Here is a 19,103-nt window from a genome sequence, read left to right on the forward strand (position 1 = left end):
CTGATTCCAGCAAACCCTCGAGACGATAATTTCCAACGGAGCGTTCGAACATGCCGGACGCGGATCCGGCATTTTTTTTGCGGTTTTCCGGGGCCATTCCAACGCGCGAGCGGACCCTGCGGAAGCGCACAACAGCAGACCGAAGAAGGAGGATTCCTTGATGAATCGCACTACCCTGGCCATCGCGGCCGGAATCACTGCCGTGGCCCTGGCCTGGCCCGCTGGAGTGGCGGTGGCGCAGGTGTCCGAAGCGGCCGTGCTTTGGCTGCTGATCAGCCCGGGCTCGCGTCCCTCCGGCATGGGTGAAAGTTTCGTGGCCCTGGCCGATGACGCCACCGCCACCTGGTGGAATCCCGGCGGACTGGCCTTCCAGCGTGGCCGCGACATTCGCCTGATGCACGCCAACTGGCTGCCTGCCTTCAACCTGAACGACATCTACTTCGATTTCGTTGCGGGCTCGTTCTACATGCCCAACCTGGGTGGCACGGTGGGCGTGAACGTGATCTACATGAACGAAGGCGACCAGACCTGGACCAACGAAGCCGGCGACCAGCTGGGCGTCATCACCAGCCGTGAATACGCACTGGGCGTGAACTATGGCACCACGATCAACCCCGACCTGGGTGTGGGCATGGGCCTCAAGTTCATCGTGAGCGATCTGGCCGATGGTGTGGACGTGGGCAACCAGAAGGCCGGCGTGGGCTACAGCTTCGCGCTGGATCTGGGCACCCTGTACAAGACCCGGCTGCCCTTCACCGAGCGCCCGCTGAACCTGGGTGCCAGCCTGTCCAACTTCGGCCCCGAAATCTCCTACGCCGACGAAGCCCAGGCCGATCCGCTGCCCACCAACCTGAAGCTGGGCATGGCGCTCAACGTCTGGAACGACCCCCACAACGAAGTCAACTTCGTCTTCGACGTGAACAAGCAGCTGGTGCGCAAGAGCCTGGCCAGCGTGGATGTGAACGGCGTGCGTGACACCAACCTGGGCAACCCGGACGATCCCTTCGATCCACTGAACCCCACCGGATTCACCCGTCTGAGTCTGGAAGAGCGTCAGGACGAACGTGCGGACTCCCCGGATATCTATACCTATGAGACCGATCCTGCCTACAAGGCCCTCTTCACCTCCTGGTTCGACGAGGGCATGAAGCAGGAGTTCCGCAACTACGTATACAACATCGGTTGCGAGTACTGGTACCGTGCCGAAGCTTCCAACCTGGGCCAGGCGGCCTTCGGAGTGCGCGCCGGTTACCTGAACGACATCGCCGGCTCGATCAAGTCCTACACTCTGGGCTCCTCGATCCAGGTGAATCTGGTCGAATTCGACTTCAGCTACGAGCTGAGCGTGGACCCCGAGGTCTACTCAACCCCTCGTGACAAGACCATGCGCTTCTCGCTGGGCTTCAACTTCTGACAGGATGCCCGATGCGCATTCCCGCCGGCGCCTTGCGCGCCAGTCTGCCGGGAGCCTGTCTGACAGCCGGAATCTGCCTTGCCCTGGGGCCCTTCTGGGCCCCGGGTGCTGTCTGCAGTGCCGAGACTCGTCAGGTTCTGGCCATTCGGGTGGACTTCCAGCCCGATACCCTGGAAACCACCACCGGCGACGGCCGCTTCGGCAGCGCCTTCCAGTTCGACTCCAGCTGGGCCATTGACCGGCTGCCTCACGACGCGGCCTATTTCCTTGACCATCTGTCCTTTCTGGATTTCTACTGGAACAAGGCTTCCGACGGGCAGTTGCGCGTCCAGGGTGAGGTGTGGCCCCAGCACCCCGATTCGGCCTACCATCTGCCCAAACAGATGTGGCAGTACAACTGGAACATGAGCCGCGAGAAGACTGACGAGCAGCTGATCCAGCTCTTCCGCGATGCCTGGGCGGTCGCCGACGACGATCCGGCACTCGACTTCAGTCGCTTCGACAGTTTCATCGTGTTCCACGCGGGTGTAGGACAGGATTTCGGCGACGACCAGACTCCCCACGACATTCCTTCGGCCTGGGTCTCGCCCCGGGATCTGGGCCAACCCATCGCCTGCAGCGACGGGGTCGCCGGTGCGCTGACCCTGATCGACAATGGGCTGCTGCTGCCCGAGAGCGAGAATCACGAGAACTTCCAGCAGGGGCTGGCGGGCACCATGGTGCTCCAGTTCGCCCACGTGCTGGGGCTGCCCAACCTCTACAACAGCCAGGATGGCAGCAGCGTGATCGGCAAGTGGGGTCTCATGGACCAGGGCAGCGCCAACTTCCGGGGCCTGGTGCCCGCGCTGCCCTCGGCCTTCTCGCGCACCCTGATGGGCTGGGAGCAGCCCGTGGTGCTGGCACACGACACCACCGGCGTGCTGATCACGCCCGCCGGACTGGATGGAGCCCATCCCCGCGTCTACAAGGTTCCCCTCAGCGAGACTGAGCACTTGCTGCTGGAGTACCGCCTGCGCGATGCCGATGGCGACAGTCTGGTGCTGGGCCAGGACCGCGCCGGCAATGTGGTGCGCATGGATGAGCGCTACGAACTGAGTTTTCCCGGCGACAGCGCGGGCGTGATCGTGAGCGTGAACGATCTGGACTACGACCTGCCCGGCAGCGGTCTGCTGATCTGGCATGTGGACGAGCGGCGCACCACGGCCGACTACGTCAGCGGCAACCGCGTGAACGACGATCCGGACCCGCTGAACGGTTACGGTTTTCCCGGTGTCGACCTGGAAGAGGGCGACGGCATCCAGGACATCGGTCAGCCCTACGGCCTGCTGGATTCGCGCCGCGGAGTGGAACTGGGCAGCTCGCGTGATTCATGGTACTCCAACAACCGCGACTGGCGGCGGGTCAACCCGGATCTGGGCGAGGTTGAGTACAGCTGGCAGAGCGAACCCTCCAGTCAGACCAACGATGGCCGGATCAGCGGGGTGCGCATCCACGGATTCAGCGCACGCGACGGCAGCGAGAATTCCGACTCGCTGCAGTTCAGTCTGAGCTTCGATTACCGGCCGGCCATCCACGGGCTCGCGCTGTGTCCGCCCTCGGATTCGTCCAGCGTGACCCTGTTGGATCTGGACGGTCTGGCGAGCGTGTTCTGCGCGCTCCAGCCGGACGGCATGCTCTACTCCCGCCTGCTGGATGGAGCGTTGACCCAGTACAGCACCGCCAACGGATACGAAAGCCTGTTGCCCGCCTCGGGCAGTGGGCCGTTTCGCGGAATCTGGCTCGGGCCACCCACAAGTGGCGACTGGCCCGCTCTCTGGGCACTGCGCGGCGATGTGTTCCACAGGTACGAGGTGGAAGTCAGCAGTCTGCCCGAGGCCCGCTATGTCCAGGTGGATTTCCACGATCCCTTCACCCAGGTGGATCGAGTACTGCTCGTCTCCCGCAGCCAGCCGCTGATCTGGTATCAGAGTGGACGCCAGCTCTACATGGGCAACACGGAAACAGGCGATCGCACCCTGATCTTCAATGATCTCGACCCCGACGCTCCCGTGGTACGAAGCGACGATGCCAGCACGGAGCTCCATTGGATAAGCGGAGGTCTGTTTCAGGACTGGAATGCTCCCGCGGGTGCGGGACTCTGGGGTCTGGGCCAGGCCGGACGCATTCTGTATCACGACCGCGCCGGGTTCCGGATCGTTCAGGACCGGGAGAGCCAACTGCTTGTGGAGCAGCCCAATCAAGGGGTCTGGCCGTTGCAGGCGGGGCAGGATGAAACTCTGGAAGTGCTGCTGCTGGATCTTGACGGCCGACTGCGCACCTACAACGCCAATGGCGCCGAGATCGCACGCAGCCCGGTGCTGGAATCGGCAGGTGCTCGCGTGCTGCCCGCAAGCTGGCTGAATACGGGCCTTGCCGCGGCGGTCACCCTGTTCGGCGATGGCAGGCTGCAGCGCCTGAATCCCGATGGAGCAGCCGATCCCGACTGGCCGCGCGTGATGGCGCCCCTCGTGGGGGATCTTTGCGCCAGCCCGCGTCTGGGGTTGTATCTGGGAGTGCGCGCCGATGGCCGCATCGAGGCCTGGGAAGGTGCTCCCGACAACCTGCTGCTCAGCAGCACGGGGGGCCCACGGGTCGTCGAGAGTCTGGGACAGCCCGAAAGCACGCCGTCGGTCGCCCAGGTCGAGAATCCGGTATACATCTGGCCCAGTCCTGCCGGCACCCGGGCCAACCTGCGCGTGGATTCTCCCGGTGCCGCCGATCTGGTGATGCGCGTCTACGATCTGGCCGGCGACCTGCGCCAGACCGTGACCGCCCGGATCGGTCAGGCGGGATACACCGACATCCTCTGGGATACCCGTGGCCTGGCCAATGGTCCCTACCTCTGTGCCGTGGAACTGACACCCGACCAGGGCAACGCGGTGCACACACTGCTGAAATGCGCGGTGCTGCGATGAAGGGACATGCCGTGATTCTGGCCTTGCTGCTCAGCCTGCTGACCCTGGGTGCCCAGGCCCAGCCCGTTCCCTACAACCATCCGGAACTGGAATGGCGCACCATCGAGATGGAACACGTGGACGTGCACTTCCATCAGGGCGAGGAAGAGCTGGCGCTGGTGGTCTGCGACGTGATGGAAGACATCTGGGGCCCCGTGACCGAGCTCTACGACTATGTGCCCGATACCAAGGTGCACATCGTCTTTCACGACACGGACGACTACTCCAATGGTGGGGCGTACTACTACAACAACAAGATCATGATCTGGGCCACCAGCCTGGACTTCGATCTGCGCGGCGAGCACAACTGGCTGCGCAACGTGCTGACCCACGAATTCACCCACATCATCCAGCTGGGGGCATCGCGCAAGTTCTCGCGCCGGATGCCGGCCGCCTACGTGCAGGTGATGGATTACGAGGAAGAAAAGCGCGAGGACGTGCTCTACGGCTTTCCCAATGTGGTGGCCAGTTATCCCTTCCCGGGCACTCTGGTGCCGCTCTGGTTCGCCGAAGGCACGGCCCAGAACATGGTGCAGGGCCTGAACTACGACTGGTGGGACAGCAACCGTGACATGGTGCTGCGCGACAGGGTCAGCCACAACACACTGTACGCCTGGCACGAGATGGAAGCCTTCGACAAGAACACGGTGGGCGGCGAAAGCGTCTACAACATGGGCTTCAACTTCGTGCACTGGCTGCGCGAGCGCTTTGGGTCCGAATCACTGAAGGCAATCTCGAACGCCATGGCCAAACCCACGCGAGTCTCGATGGACCGGGCGATGGAGGAGGCTCTGGGTGTGCCGGGCAAGCAGCTCTATCAGGAGTGGCGGGACGGACTGGTCAGCCACTATGACAGTCTGCTGACCGTGATCCGGGCCAACGAAGTCAACGGTCGCCGGATCTCCGACTCCGAAGCGGTCGAGCAGGGCAAGGACCACGGCCCCGACGGCAGCTGGGAACTGATCGGCGCTCCCACTGGATTCACGGGCGCCGGACATTCACATGGTCCGGCCGGCGGCGCTCCCTTCTGCTGCAATTTCCTCAACCCGGACGTGGACACGCCCGCCGACCATCTGGGCCCCACCAACAATCTCTACCCGCGGGTCGCGCCGGACGGCAAGTACGTGTATTACCTGTCCAATGGCGATGCGGAGTACCTGGGCATCACGGCCCTCTGGCGCTACGACCGCCAGACCGGTGAGCGCAAGAAGCTCCTGGGCGGCGTGCGGGGCGGATTCACCATCGATCCGGAAGGGCGTTTCGCGGTGGTCTGCAAGCGCGGCAAGCCCGACGCCGAAGGCAGCCACTTCAACGACCTGTTCATCTATTGGTTCGAGGAAGAGCTGGAACGCCCGCTGACCGAGCACCAGCGTCTGAGCCAGCCTGACCTTTCCCCCGATGGCAGGACCCTGGTGGCCGTGCGCAATTCGGGCGGACACACCACCCTGATGACCCTGGCCCTGGACAGCAGCCTCACCGACGGGGCGGCGTACAAGAAGCTGCGCAAGGGCAAGCGCAAGCGCCTGCCGACTCTGGTGCCCACAGCCCTGGGCGAACTCCCTTACGGCACACAGGTCTACCAGCCCCGCTTCGCACCCGATGGCCAGACGATCTGGGTGGCCCGTTCGCGCTATGCCAACCGCGATCTCTGGACAGTGGACCTTGCCAGTGGCCAATGGACCGAGCGGCTGGCCACGGTCTTTGACGAACGCTATCCCAGTCCATCGCCCGACGGGCGCTGGTTGTACTACAGCCAGGATCGCACGGGCATCTTCAATGTCTACCGCATGGACCTGCAGGACGGGCACACCGAACTGCTGACCAACACCATCGGCTGCGGCTTCATGCCGGTGGCCAGTGGCGACACGCTGTATTTCGCCTCCTACCAGGACCGAGGTTTCCGCCTGCAGGAACTGGCCGGATTCAAGGCCCTGCCCGAGGAGACAGCGCGCTACTTCGATGATTACGCCAGCATCATCCCCCGGGTGAACATCGACGACGATCAGCCCACACTGCGGGAGTCGCGCAAGCAACCGCTGATCTTCGAGAAGAGCTTCATCGTGCCGCGCCTGATGATCGACGGGGGAGAACTCAAGCCCGGCGTGTTCCTGCTGAACACGGACCTGATGGAGCGGATCCAGCTCACCGCGGGTGTGGCAGCTGCCAGGATCAACAACCTGGATCTGTTCGCCTCGGTGGAGAAGAGCTGGCAGCGCAACTGGCTGTTCCTGCAGCTCTACGTGATCAATCGTGACGAGTCACGGCGCTTCGACGACCCCAGCGTGATCATCGGTGAAAACGAGAATGGCGGCCCGATCTTCGACCAGAGTTCCGTGGATTATCGTTTCAATCTGCTGGAGCTGGACACGGGCATCCGGCGCCGCCTGAATGATGTGACCACCGTGGAACTGGCCGGCGTGCTGTCGCGCTACAACACGCATCTGGACCTGGGCAATGCGTCCACCTTCACCTACGATTACTTCGTGGGACGCTCGCTGCGCGCCAGCGTCGATCTGGAAGTGGATGCCGGCCGCACGGTGGATCAGTACATCAACCCGCGCAACAAGACCTGGCTGAAGCTGGATGCCAGCTACAATGGGCACAAGTTCATCCGCGATTTCGAAATCACGCCCGCGGGGCAGCTGGACGAAGTCTACGACCTGTATCACTTCGTGGAGCTGGGGGCCGACTTCGGCCGCCTCTGGACCCTGCCCTGGACACGCAGGATCGCCTGGGGCATCGAAGGCGAAGCCGGCTGGCTGAGCGACAACGGCGTGGATGATTTCTTCTACACCTATGCCGGCGGCCTGGCGGGCATGCGCGGCTATTCGTACTACAGCATGGGCGGCACCCGCCGCCTGGCCGCCCGCGGAGTGCTGGGCTTTCCCATCGTGGAACGCGCAGGTCTGCGGGTGGGGCACCTGTATCTCAAGCGGCTCTACGGCAGACTCTTCGCCGGAGCCGGTGATGCCTGGACCGGGTCGCTGGACCAGGTGGAACTGAAACGGGAAGTGGGCCTGGAACTGCGGCTGGCAATGGACAGCTGGAACGTGTTCCCCACGGCGCTCACCATGACCTCGGCCTATGGACTGGACGAGTTCCCCGTGCCCCAGCTGGACCCGGGAGCCGAGCCGAAACTCTACGGCAAGGAATGGCGCTGGTACCTGACCCTGCTCTTCGGCTTCGACGCGTTCTGAGCCAGTACCCGACAACCGTGAATCACGAGGAACGAGCCATGCGCAAGACCACGCTGATCATGATGCTGCCCACCCTGCTTGCCGGCAGTGTGTGCGCCGCAACCTTGCCCGGCTTGTCCGGTACTCCCCTGGAACGCCTGGATGCACTGGCCCCGCGGGACGCCGTGCGCCCACTGGCCTGGCGCTTCTCGGACCCCGAAGCGTCCACGGCCCCCACGGCTTTGCTGGAAGCGGCTCTGGTGCCGGGCCTCAATCAGGCTCGGCGCGGAGAATGGGTCAAAGCCGGCATCTTTCTGGGAGTGGAAGTGCTGGGCCTGGCGATGCAGAGTTCCCTGAACAAGGAAGGCGACCGTCTGGACCGGGAGTTCAGGACCTACGCCGACAGCCACTGGGACATGTCACGCTACCTGAACGAACGCAGCGCGCGGGGCGAATTCGCCCATGAAGAATTCTGGTACGATGGTGCCAGCCAGACCTGGGTGGAAGGACACGGCAGTCATGTCCTGCCCGTGGCCTTCAGCAGTGGTGGCAACTTCGCCACTCACAATTGGTGGCAAGACCCCGCGATCCAGTGGGAGCTGATTCCCACCCAGCAGTTCTACGAGATGATCGGCAAGTACGCCCAGTTCCAGCGCGGCTGGGATGATTACGGTGCCGACCGGGGCTGGACCGTGACCTATTTTTCACCCAACAGCGACACCTACCAGGACATGCGCACCGCCAGCAACGACAAGCTCAAGGCCGCCGACGCCTGGGTGGGGCTGGTGGTGGCCAACCATGCCGTGTCACTGCTGGAAACCGTGATGGTGCGCGGAGCGGCCAAGCGCCGCCTGGACTTTTCGGTGCGTCCGCTGATCGTGCACGATTCACCGGTGAACACCCTGCAGCTCGGCTGGAGGTTGTGATGCGTGCCAGGATCCTCGGCCCGATCATTCTGCTGCTGCTGGCCTGTGCCGTCACCGGACTGAGTCGCTCCTTCGACCGGACTCCCCCGGCCGAGCGCACACAGGATGTGCTGAAAGCGGACTCGACTCGGCACACGGGCGCCCTGGGTGCCTTTGCCCGTTCGGTGGTCGTGCCGGGCTGGGGCCAGAGCTGGCTCAAGCAACCGGAGAAGGGGCGCTTCCAGTTCTATCTGGATCTGGGCCTGGCCACGCTCACCGTCGGATTGGTGCACTTCGCCGGGGCCAAGGAAGATGAATACATGAGCTACGCCCAGCAGGTCGCGGGTGCCGATCGCAAGGGGCGCAACAGCGATTACTGGGTGAACGTGAGCAAGTACGACAGCCGGGCCGCCTACAACGAGGCCATGCTGCGCGCCAATCGCCCCGACCGACGCTATCTGGATCCCGCCGACGACTGGAACTGGCCGGGCCGCGACCAGCGAGGGCAGTTCCGCAACACACGCGCCCTTTCGGAGGATGCCTACTCCCAGGCTCTGGCCGCCGGTGGAGCGATCCTGCTGAATCACCTGATCTCCGGCGTGCATGCGCTCAAACTGGCTGGAGACCCCGCACATTCGCGGCTGAGTGCCTTCCAGCAGAACGGGCGCCTTGGGCTGGCGCTGGCCCTGGACTAGGCATGGACCTGCTGATCACGGGCGCCGGTGGCCTGCTTGGAGGACGGCTGGCGCAGCACCTGGCCGAGCGGCACCGTGTGACCCTGCTGACCCACCTCTCCGATCCTGGACTCGAGCTGGAATCCCGACCCTGTGATCTGCGCGCTGGTGGCGACCGGCTGGAAGTCCTGCTGGACGAGCTGGCCCCGGAAGTCGTGATCCACTGTGCCGCCGAGTCCCGTCCGGCCGTGTTCGCCGAGGATCCGCGCAGCGCACGTCTGCTGAATGTGGACGCGCCCGTGCGCATTGCCGCCTGGTGCCGCCGACGGGATCGCCGATTGATTCATTTCAGCAGTGACACGGTGTATCCGGGCGAAGGTCCGGCACGCCACGAAGGGGGACCCACGGGCCCCGAGAACGCCTACGGTCACTCCAAGCTGGAATCGGAACGCGGCGTGCTGAAGCATCTGCCTCACGCCACCGTGATGCGCATGAGCCTGCTCTACGGAAAGCCCCTGGCCCGGGGCAACAGTTTTTCCGGCTGGTTGCTCGAGCGGGCCGCCGCGGGAGGACCGGTGCCCGTGTTTCGCGACAATCTGCGCCGGATGCTGGCCGTGTCCCAGGTCTGCGACGTGGTCGAGGCCCTGCTGGAGAACCCGCATCAGGGCATCATGAATCTGGGAGGCGGCGAGCTGCTCAGCCGCGAGCAATTCGCGCGCCGACTGTTCCAGCATCTGGGCCTGGATCAAGGGCTGCTGGACGTCAGGTCCCAGCGGGAGGTCCATCTGGCCGTGCCCCTGCCCCGTGATCTGGAGATGAACCTGGAATGCTTGCAGGCCTGGTGGGGCCACCCCCTGCCGAGCGTGAGCGATGGACTGATCCGGGAGTATCCGCTGTCCTGAAACCTGCCCTTGCGGACCGACCATCGCGGGCCCGCCTTGTGAGGTAGTGCTTGGTTCCTCATTTTGGGCCGTTCCCGGAGGCCCGCCTCGTTCCGGGTGCACGTCCATGCATCGCACCGCTTTCCGGAGGATCCGATCCTGCTTGCCACCCTGCACTGGAACCTGTCTCCCGAACTGTTCCGCCTTGGCCCGCTTGCCGTACGCTGGTACGGTCTGCTGTTCATGGGGGCTTTCATGCTGGGCTTCTGGCTGATGAACCGGGTCTATCTGCGCGAACAGCGCAAGCAGGAGGATCTGGATCGGCTGCTGATCGTGACCATGGCCGGCACGGTCATCGGCGCCCGGCTGGGGCATTGCCTGTTCTACGATCCGGCCTGGTACCTCGCCAATCCTCTGCAGATCCTCAAGGTCTGGCAGGGTGGGCTGGCCAGCCATGGGGCAGCAGTGGGCATCGTGCTCAGCACCTGGATCTTCTCGCGTTCCCGCCCCGATCAGACTCTGCTCTGGCTGCTCGATCGGCTGGTGGTCGTGATCGCGCTGGCCGGCATGTTGATCCGGATGGGCAACTTCTTCAACTCCGAGATCGTCGGGATACCCACCACGGTGCCCTGGGCCGTGGTGTTCGAACGGGTGGACGCGCTGCCCCGCCATCCGGTCCAGCTGTATGAATCCATCTGTTATGGCCTGATTTTCGTGCTGTTGTACGGGCTGCTAGAGCGGCACTGGAAGCGCATGGTTCCAGGCCAGCTGCTGGGCCTGTTCCTGGTGCTGGTCTTCGGAGTCCGCTTCGTGCTGGAGTTCTTCAAGACCAGTCAGACCGATTTCTCAATGCCCGGCCCTTTGTCCATGGGGCAGTGGCTGTCGATTCCGGCCGTGGCCATCGGGCTGTGGCTGATCCAGCGGGCGCGCCGTGCTGCGGGCGTCATTCAACCCAATTCCTGAAAGACAGATCATGAACATCTCCCGTCTTCTGCAGGCCTCTTTCGGCCTGGCCTTCCTGCTTGGCACCGCCGGACAGTCCCTCGCGGACACCAAGCCCATTTCGCTCTTCCTGTTCTCCCCCGTACAGACCTCGAAGCCCGCGGATTCGATCACCGGGCTTCGCCTGGGCCTGATCTATGGCGACAATGCCTCGGTCACCGGTTTCGACTGGGGTCTGGTCAATCACCTGAGCGGCGACCTGACCGGTCTGCAGAACTCGGCCTGGGGCCATATCGAAGGCAACCTGACCGGCATCCAGTGGAATTTCCTGGCCAGCATCGCCAAGGGCAATGTGACCGGCATCCAGGGGGCGATCTACAATCAGGCCGGCAACATCGAGGGAATCCAGATGGGCTGGGTCAACCGGGCCAACAAGGTCAAGGGGCTCCAGCTGGGCGTGCTGAACATGACCCAGTCGATGAACGGCCTGCAGATCGGTCTGGTCAACGTGATCAAGCAGGATGGTGCCTTCCCGGTATTTCCCATCGTCAACTGGTCCTTCTGACCGGAATCGACGTGAGCTCACACCCCGCTCCCGAGTTTCCCGAAGAGTCGGCACCCGCGCGTCTGCTGGTGGCGGCTCGCGCCTGCCTCGTGGAGCGCGGGCATGCGGCCTGCTCGGTCAAGCTGATCGCCACCCAGGCGGGAGTGAACCATGGGCTGGTCCACCATTACTTCGGCTCCAAGGAAGGGCTGTTCGCGGCCATGCTGGACCAGCTGGACCAGGAAATGGACCAGCAGTCGGTGGACGCGGACACTCCCCTGGACCTGCAGGAGTTCCTGCTGGACATCGTCTTCGTCCGGGCTCCACTTCTGAACGAGATCCATGGCCTGGCCCGGCAGCATCCCCAGATCCGCGAGCGCTTCGCGCGTTTTCTCGAGCGTCGTCGCAATCAGATCGGGGAGCTGCTGGGCCTGGAAGACCCCCAGCGACTGCGCCTCTTCACCGCCATGGTGCAGGGACTGGCCATGCAAAGCCAGGTCGAGCGCAACCTTCCTCTCTATTCCCTCGTAGAAAGCATGGTCCGGCTCTTCGGCCGACAGGGGGGGGCGACTCCCGGACCGGTGCCACCCAGCGTGCCGACACCGGAAACACCCCGATCCTGAGCCTGCGGAAGCTGTCCAAAGGGGCAGCTTGCCGGACAAATCATTAGGTTGGGCCGGTCCGGAATCTCCGGCATCGCCCGATCCTGCCCATGGTTCGACAACCACCAAATCCGGAAGGCATCCAATGACCCTCCCAGCCAGAAGATCTTCCAGCGGGCTGTGCATGCTGCTGCTGGCGCTTGCCTGCCTGGTGTCCCGCCCCGCGCAGGCCGAGGATCCGGCGACCCTGATCAAGTTCGCCACGGTGGCGCCCCGCAATTCCACCTGGATGAACATCATGGAAGAGCTGGATACCGAAGTCCGCAGCGCCACCGCCAATCGGGTGGGATTCAAATTCTACCCGGGCGGAGTCCAGGGCGACGAGCTGGACGTGATCCGCAAGATCAAGATCAACCAGATCCAGGCCGCTGGTTTCACGGGGGTCGGGCTGGGCGCCATTCAACCGGCCGCCCGGATCCTTGACCTGCCCTTCCTGTTCACCACGGCCGAACAGGTCGATGCGGTGCGCGAAGGCATGTTCGACCGTTTCGCCTCGCTGTTCCGCGAGAAGAATTTCGAACTGCTGGGTTGGGCCGAAGTGGGCTTCGTGCACTTCTTCAGCCAGCAGCCGATCCGCACTCTGGATGATCTGCGTCAGCAGAAGATGTGGCTCTGGGAAGGTGATCCGCTTGCCAGCGCCTACTTCAAGGAACTGGGTCTCAAACCCGTGCCCCTGGCCCTGCCCGATGTGCTGACCAGTTTCCAGACCGGATTGATCAATGCGGCCTATGCCTCGCCCTATGGCGCCAGTGTGCTGCAGTGGCAGAGCCGTGTGAATCACGTGAGCGATCTGGCCATGGCCAACGCCAGTGGTGCCGTCCTGGTGAGCGACAAGGCCTGGAACAAGCTCAGCGCCGCCGATCAGGCCACCGTGCGCCAGATCGCCCGCAAGCACCTGCGCCGCCTGACCCTGGAAAGTCGCCGCGAGAACCAGGAAGCCATGGATGCCTTCCTCAAGGCGGGCATCACCCAGATCAACAGCAGCGAAAGCGAGCACGCCCGCTTCGAGGAAATCGGTACACGAGTCCAGAATGCTCTGGCCGGCGACCTCTACAGTCGGGAACTGCTCAACGACGTGCGCCAGGCCCTTGCCGGCGCGGCCGGGAACTGAGTTGCTGAAGCTGATCCTGAGCTTCAGGCGTGGCCTGGAATGGGTCGAGGTCATGGTGCTCTGCCTCTTGGTGGCGGGTCTGGCCGGTCTCTCCTTCCTGCAGGTCGTGTTGCGCCTGGCACATGGCGGTCTGCTCTGGGCCGACCCGCTGATTCGCCATGGGGTACTCTGGATCGCCTTCGTGGGTGGGGCGCTGGCCACCAGCCGCACACGGCACATTTCCATTGACGCGCTGGGACGGCTTGTCACGGGCACGGGGCGGCGCTGGCTGCATGTGGGCATCTCCGCGGTGGGGCTCTGGATCACATTGCGACTCTGCGCGGCCGCACTGACCTTCCTCGAGATCGAGCAGGGCGCCGGTGAGTCCGTGGCCGGCATTCCCCACGACGTGATCATTCTGATCATTCCCGTTGGCTTCGCCCTGATCGCCCTGCACTTCGTGCTCGAGATCCTGCTGGGCCTGCTGGGGCACCTGCCCGTCCGGGAGGAAACCCCATGATCCAGGGGCTCCTGATCGCCTTGATGGCCCTGCTGGGCGTCCCGCTGTTCGTGATCATCGGCTGGATCGCCCTGCTGGCCTTCACCAGCGCCGAGATCGACACGGCCGCGCTGATCATCGAACTGTACCGCATGGCCAGCCAGCCCGTGCTGGTGGCGATTCCGCTCTTCACGGTGGCCGGGTTCCTGCTGGCCGAATCCGGCTCTCCGGCGCGCATCATCCGTCTCAGCCGGGCCGCGCTCTCCTGGCTGCCAGGTGGACTGGCGGTGGTCAGCCTGATCGCCTGTGCCGTGTTCACCGCCTTCACCGGAGCCAGTGGTGTCACGATCATCGCCATGGGCGGCCTGCTCTTTCCGATCCTGATCAAGGAAGGCTACCCGGAACGCTTCACCCTGGGTCTGATGACCACCAGCGGCAGTCTGGGGCTGCTGTTTCCTCCCAGCCTGCCGATCATTCTGTACGGCCTTGTGTCCGGTGTGTCCATTGACGGACTGTTTCGCGCGGGGCTGCTGCCCGGACTGCTGATGCTGCTGATCCTGGGGGGCTGGGCGATTCACGTGTCGCGTGGAGCCAACATTCCCCGCCCGGCCTTCAGGCTCAGTGAACTGCTGGCGGCGTTGCGTGAAGCGATCTGGGAGCTGCCGCTGCCCTTCCTGGTGCTCTGGCTGATCTACGGGGGCATCGTCACTCCCGCCGAGGCCGCCGCGGTCACCGCGTGTTACGTGCTGCTGGTGGAAGTGCTGGTCTATCGCGACATCCCCGTGCGCAAGTTGCCCGGCATCGTCGGTGAAAGCATGACCCTGGTGGGGGCCGTGCTGCTGATTCTGGGTGTGGCGCTGGGCTTCACCAACTACCTGGTGGATGCGGAAGTGCCCCAGAGCCTGCTGGCCTGGATGCAGGGCTGGATCACCTCGCCCGTGATGTTCCTGATGGTGCTGAACGTCTTCCTGCTGCTGGTCGGTTGTCTGATGGACATCTTCAGCGCGATCATCGTGGTGGTGCCCCTGATCCTGCCGGTGGCCGAATCCTACGGAGTGGATCCGCTGCACCTTGGGGTCATCTTCCTGGCCAACCTGGAAATCGGCTACATGACTCCGCCCGTGGGACTGAACCTCTTCATCGCCAGTTTCCGATTCAAGCGCCCCGTGCTGGAGTTGTACCGGGCCAGTTTCGTCTACCTGCTGCTGCTGCTGGTGGCCCTGATGATCATCACCTGGGTTCCCTGGCTGTCACTCTGGCTTGGATACTGGGGGGCTTGAGATGAGTCACATTCCCGTCCGTCCATTGCGCTCCTGGGCCACTCTGCTGCTGGTGCTGGGGCTGTGCTCGCTGCTGGCGGCCGATCACGGCCCCCGTCAGCACGCCCTGGATCTCTGGATGACGTACAGGGACGCCGACGCCGCGGCGGCCTTCGAGAAGCTGGGCGGAGATCCGATCGCCCGGCTCAATTCCCTCCAGATTCGCGCGATGGCCCTGATTCGCGAGCTGGAAGCCGGGCCCGACAATGCGCGGGCCATGGCCATTCGCCAGGAGCTGCGCACCATGGGCCGCCAGTGCCAGACAGTGGGCAGCAACGATCGCACGATCCGGTTCCTGGCCAGCCATCATGGCGGGCGCCTGCTGTTGGCCGCCGGTGACACACTGGCCGCACTGGGCGCTCTGAAGTCCGCGCGCTCGCTGGATCCGGGCAACCAGCAGAATGGGCGTCTGCTGCTGGTGGCCACGGAAAAGCTGGGCAGCCCGACCGACCTGGAAACCGCGGCTCGGCAGCAGCTCAAGGACCGGCCGGACAATCCCTGGTGCTGGTGGTTTCTGGGCAAGGCGCTCCAGCGTCAGGGCCGACAGGCCGAGGCACTGGATCAGTGGCGCCAGGGCCTGGAGGTGTTTCCCCTGCGGCCGATGCTGGAAGCCGCGATCCGCGAAGCGGGCCCGCGTGACCCGGCCCGCAGTCGCGCCTGGCTGGAAACGCTGGCACGACGCTATACCCATGTCTACGACGACAGTCTGTTGCACGGATTCGCCCGGGCCCAGGGCGTGGAACACCTGCTGGCCGGCCTGCCCAGCGTCACCTCATTGCGCGAGCGCGAAAACAGGGGATTCCCGCAGTTCTTTCCGGTGGGGCGCGAGTGGGAGTACGCCGTGTCCTTCGGCATCATTCCGCTGGGCAGTCTGATCGTGGGTGTGCGTGGCGAGGAAACGATTCCCGACAGCGGGGGCCGCAAGGCGATGCGCGTGTACTACAAGATCGACAGCAATCCGATCTACACCTGGCTGATCGACCTGCACGACGAGTACGAGTCGTTGATTCCCCTGCATTGCCTGCACAGCCTGGAGTTCAACCAGTTCAGCACCGAAGGCAACGACCGCTACGAGAACAAGTACCGCAGCGATTTCCAGCGGGGCGAGATGTCCATTCGTGGATATCACAAGGCCGGGGATGTGCACATCGAGACCCTGCCCCTGGCCCAGGAGGTCTTTGACGGCCTGTCGCTGCTCTATGCGGCACGGCGCCAGGTGCGCGAGAACACCTACGGGCCCGTGCTGACGGTCGTGGATGAGGAAATGCACCGCACCCTGATCGAGCCCGACGGACGCGACGAGATCAAATTGGGCAATCGCCGCCAACCGGTGATCATGGTCCACGGACTGGCCGACTACCAGGGCATCGCGGGCCTGACGGGTGAATTCTGGGGCAGCTTCACCGATGATGCCAAGGCTCTGCCCGTGGAGGCCAAGTTCCAGATCAAGGTCGGGCGCATCTCCTTGAAGCTGAAGGATACGCGTGATCGCTGAATGACCGGCTCCGGAAGGCGGACACGTCACAGGATCGACTCAGGAAAGACCCATGCACAACAAGATCGTCAGCTTGAGCGAGGCCGTGGCCTGGCGCCTTGACCGCCTGCAGCGCCAGGAACGGGTGGTGTTCACCAACGGGGTATTCGACCTGCTGCATGCGGGCCATGTGGAGTACCTCACCCGGGCTCGTCAACTGGGCGATGTGCTGATGGTGGGCCTGAATTCCGATTCCAGCGTCCGGCGCCTGAAGGGCATCTCACGCCCGCTGTCCAATGAGGAAGACCGGGCTCTCGTGCTCTCGGCCCTCGAGATGGTCGACCGCGTGGTGCTGTTCTCCCAGGACACCCCACGCGAGCTGATTCTGGAGTTGCGCCCGGACATTCTGGTCAAGGGGGCCGACTACAGCATTGACACCATCGTGGGTGCCAGCGACGTGATCGCCGCCGGAGGAAAGGTCGAAACCGTGGCCCTGCGGGAGGGACGCAGCAGCAGCGGGCTGATCGAACGCATTCTCAGCGGCCAAGGCATCCGATTGCCCGACGATCCAGCCGTCAATCTCCCTTGAAATGCTAGCTTGGCGGGCGTTCAATGTTGCCCGCCTTGCCGCCACCCGGCCAGCTCGCGCCCGGGCACACTCCGGTCCCCATCCGGCTGGCCCTCTCACACCGAGACCCAAGGGCCGAGCCCAGCCCCGAGGTGTTCCATGCTTCAAGCCTATGCCGTCCCGGTTCCCGTGAATGAAGCCGTGCGCTCGTATGCGCCCGGCAGTCCCGAACGCCGCGCGATCCGACTCAAGCTGGCCGAGTTGCGCACCAGCACCCCGGACATCCCCCTGTTGATCAATGGAGTCGAAAGGCATACGGACACGCGGCGCAAGGCCGTGATGCCCCACAATCATGCCCATGTGCTGGCCAATTGCAGCCTGGCCTCGCCGGCCGAGGCCAGCGAAGCCATCGCGGGTGCCATGGCCGCCCTTCCCGCCTGGGCCGCCATGTCCTTCGAAGACCGGGCCGCCATTTTCCTGCGGGCCGCCGATCTGCTCAGCGGGCCATACCGCGACGAGATCAACGCCGCCACCATGCTCTGCCAGAGCAAGACCGTGTTCCAGGCCGAAATCGATGCCGCCTGCGAGCTGGCCGATTTCCTGCGTTTCAATGTGTTCTTCGCCCGCCGCATGATGGACGAGCAGCCGATCAGCCCGGAAGGCATGTGGAATCGCCTTGAGTACCGTGGGCTCGAAGGCTTCGTCTTCGCGATCAGTCCCTTCAACTTCACCTCCATCGGCGGCAACCTGCCCACCAGCCCGGTGCTGATGGGCTCGGTGGCCATCTGGAAGCCGGCCACCACGGCCATCTACAGCAACTGGGTCTTCATGCGCCTGATGCGCGAGGCGGGACTGCCCGCCGGTGTGATCCAGTTTCTGCCCTTCGCGGGCGGCACCTGCAGCGATGTGATCCTGGCCCACCCCGACCTGGCCGGCATTCATTTCACCGGTTCCACGGGCGTGTTCAACAGTTTCTGGAAGACCGTGGGTGCCAACATGGACACCTACCGCAACTATCCTCGCATCGTGGGGGAAACCGGCGGCAAGGACTTCATCTTCGCCCATTCCAGCAGCCCCGTGAAAGCGCTGGCAACGGCCATGGTACGCGGGGCCTTCGAGTACCAGGGGCAGAAGTGCTCGGCGGCCAGCCGGGCCTACATTCCCAGCAGCCTCTGGCCCGCGGTCCGTGACGAGGTGGGTCGCCAGCTCAAGGAAATCCGGATGGGCGACCCCGAAGACTTCGGCAATTTCGTGGCGGCCGTGATCGACGCCAATGCGTACTCCAGCATCAAGGGCTACATCGATCATGCACGTGACTCCAGTGATGCCGAGATCATCTTCGGAGGACACTGCGACGACACGGTGGGCTGGTTCATCGAGCCCACCTTGATCCAGGCTCACACTCCGGACTACCTGAGCATGCGTGAAGAGATCTTCGGGCCGGTCCTCAGTGTGTACGTCTACGAAGACGCGGCTTACGAAGAGACGCTGGCGATCGCCGACCGCACCAGCCCCTACGCCCTGACGGGTGCGGTCTTCGGACAGGATCGGCAGGCCGTGGCACTGGCCGCGCGTGTGCTGCGCAACGCGGCGGGCAACTTCTACATCAACGACAAGCCCACGGGCGCGGTGGTCGGCCAGCAACCCTTCGGCGGAGCGCGCAAGTCGGGCACCAATGACAAAGCTGGCAGTGCTTACAACCTGATGCGCTGGACCAGCATCCGCACGATCAAGGAAACCTTCTGCGCCGCCGAGCATTTCGCCTATCCGTTCCTGTCAAGCGAAGAGTAGACTCTTCGGGGACGCGAACTCAGTTGTGATACCAGAAGAGGGGAGCCCGGCTCCCCTCTTTTTTTGATTGCGCTGTTCAATTCCGAAGGATACTGACCGATGATGAACAGTCGGATATTCCGTGGTGTTCGGAATTGGATTCCACACCTAAATCGAAGTTTTGCAATACGC

The 19,103-nt window shown here is 64.0% G+C and carries 15 protein-coding genes; all 15 read left to right on the forward strand.

Going from position 1 to position 19,103, the window contains the following annotated elements:
* Positions 1–160 precede the first annotated feature (160 nt).
* The 15 genes from H6678_04690 to pruA all read left to right on the forward strand — a co-directional run bounded on the left by H6678_04690 (position 161) and on the right by pruA (position 18,932).
* Positions 161–1,414, forward strand: a complete 1,254-nt coding sequence (locus H6678_04690; protein MCB9473089.1) for a PorV/PorQ family protein — start codon at positions 161–163, stop codon at positions 1,412–1,414.
* Positions 1,415–1,425: 11 nt separating this feature from the next.
* On the forward strand, positions 1,426–4,368 hold the full coding sequence (locus H6678_04695; protein MCB9473090.1) for a hypothetical protein: 2,943 nt from the start codon (positions 1,426–1,428) through the stop codon (positions 4,366–4,368).
* Positions 4,365–7,604 carry a PD40 domain-containing protein gene (locus H6678_04700; GenBank protein ID MCB9473091.1) on the forward strand — a complete coding sequence of 1,080 codons (3,240 nt, stop codon included), beginning with the start codon at positions 4,365–4,367 and terminating at the stop codon, positions 7,602–7,604. Before H6678_04695 ends, H6678_04700 begins: the two co-directional genes overlap by 4 nt.
* A gap of 38 nt (positions 7,605–7,642) precedes the next feature.
* On the forward strand, positions 7,643–8,509 hold the full coding sequence (locus H6678_04705; protein MCB9473092.1) for a hypothetical protein: 867 nt from the start codon (positions 7,643–7,645) through the stop codon (positions 8,507–8,509).
* Positions 8,509–9,183 (forward strand): hypothetical protein, encoded by a 675-nt coding sequence (locus H6678_04710; GenBank protein MCB9473093.1) that lies wholly within the window; start codon positions 8,509–8,511, stop codon positions 9,181–9,183. Before H6678_04705 ends, H6678_04710 begins: the two co-directional genes overlap by 1 nt.
* A gap of 2 nt (positions 9,184–9,185) precedes the next feature.
* Positions 9,186–10,064 carry a sugar nucleotide-binding protein gene (locus H6678_04715; GenBank protein MCB9473094.1) on the forward strand — a complete coding sequence of 293 codons (879 nt, stop codon included), beginning with the start codon at positions 9,186–9,188 and terminating at the stop codon, positions 10,062–10,064.
* 138 nt (positions 10,065–10,202) lie between these two features.
* Complete coding sequence (gene lgt, locus H6678_04720; GenBank protein ID MCB9473095.1) at positions 10,203–11,006, forward strand: prolipoprotein diacylglyceryl transferase; 804 nt, start codon at positions 10,203–10,205, stop codon at positions 11,004–11,006.
* A 10-nt stretch (positions 11,007–11,016) separates the two neighbouring features.
* Positions 11,017–11,550: a hypothetical protein gene (locus tag H6678_04725; GenBank protein MCB9473096.1), complete on the forward strand. Its 534-nt coding sequence runs from the start codon at positions 11,017–11,019 to the stop codon at positions 11,548–11,550.
* An 11-nt stretch (positions 11,551–11,561) separates the two neighbouring features.
* Positions 11,562–12,152 carry a TetR/AcrR family transcriptional regulator gene (locus H6678_04730; GenBank protein ID MCB9473097.1) on the forward strand — a complete coding sequence of 197 codons (591 nt, stop codon included), beginning with the start codon at positions 11,562–11,564 and terminating at the stop codon, positions 12,150–12,152.
* A 124-nt stretch (positions 12,153–12,276) separates the two neighbouring features.
* Complete coding sequence (dctP, locus tag H6678_04735) at positions 12,277–13,302, forward strand: TRAP transporter substrate-binding protein DctP (GenBank protein ID MCB9473098.1); 1,026 nt, start codon at positions 12,277–12,279, stop codon at positions 13,300–13,302.
* Position 13,303: 1 nt separating this feature from the next.
* Positions 13,304–13,801: a TRAP transporter small permease subunit gene (locus H6678_04740; GenBank protein ID MCB9473099.1), complete on the forward strand. Its 498-nt coding sequence runs from the start codon at positions 13,304–13,306 to the stop codon at positions 13,799–13,801.
* The gene (locus tag H6678_04745) at positions 13,798–15,060 is read left to right on the forward strand and encodes a TRAP transporter large permease subunit (protein MCB9473100.1); all 1,263 of its coding nucleotides are present in this window, start codon (positions 13,798–13,800) and stop codon (positions 15,058–15,060) included. The genes H6678_04740 and H6678_04745 overlap by 4 nt, the downstream gene beginning before the upstream one ends.
* Before the next feature lies 1 nt (position 15,061).
* Positions 15,062–16,594, forward strand: a complete 1,533-nt coding sequence (locus H6678_04750) for a DUF3108 domain-containing protein (protein MCB9473101.1) — start codon at positions 15,062–15,064, stop codon at positions 16,592–16,594.
* A gap of 52 nt (positions 16,595–16,646) precedes the next feature.
* Positions 16,647–17,162, forward strand: coding sequence for a D-glycero-beta-D-manno-heptose 1-phosphate adenylyltransferase (rfaE2, locus tag H6678_04755; GenBank protein MCB9473102.1), 516 nt, complete (start codon positions 16,647–16,649; stop codon positions 17,160–17,162).
* Positions 17,163–17,300: 138 nt separating this feature from the next.
* Positions 17,301–18,932, forward strand: a complete 1,632-nt coding sequence (pruA, locus tag H6678_04760; protein ID MCB9473103.1) for an L-glutamate gamma-semialdehyde dehydrogenase — start codon at positions 17,301–17,303, stop codon at positions 18,930–18,932.
* The last annotated feature ends 171 nt before the right edge of the window (positions 18,933–19,103 follow it).

This window comes from Candidatus Delongbacteria bacterium, from assembly GCA_020634015.1.
In the GTDB taxonomy this organism is placed as follows: Bacteria; CAIWAD01; CAIWAD01; order CAIWAD01; family CAIWAD01; genus JACKCN01.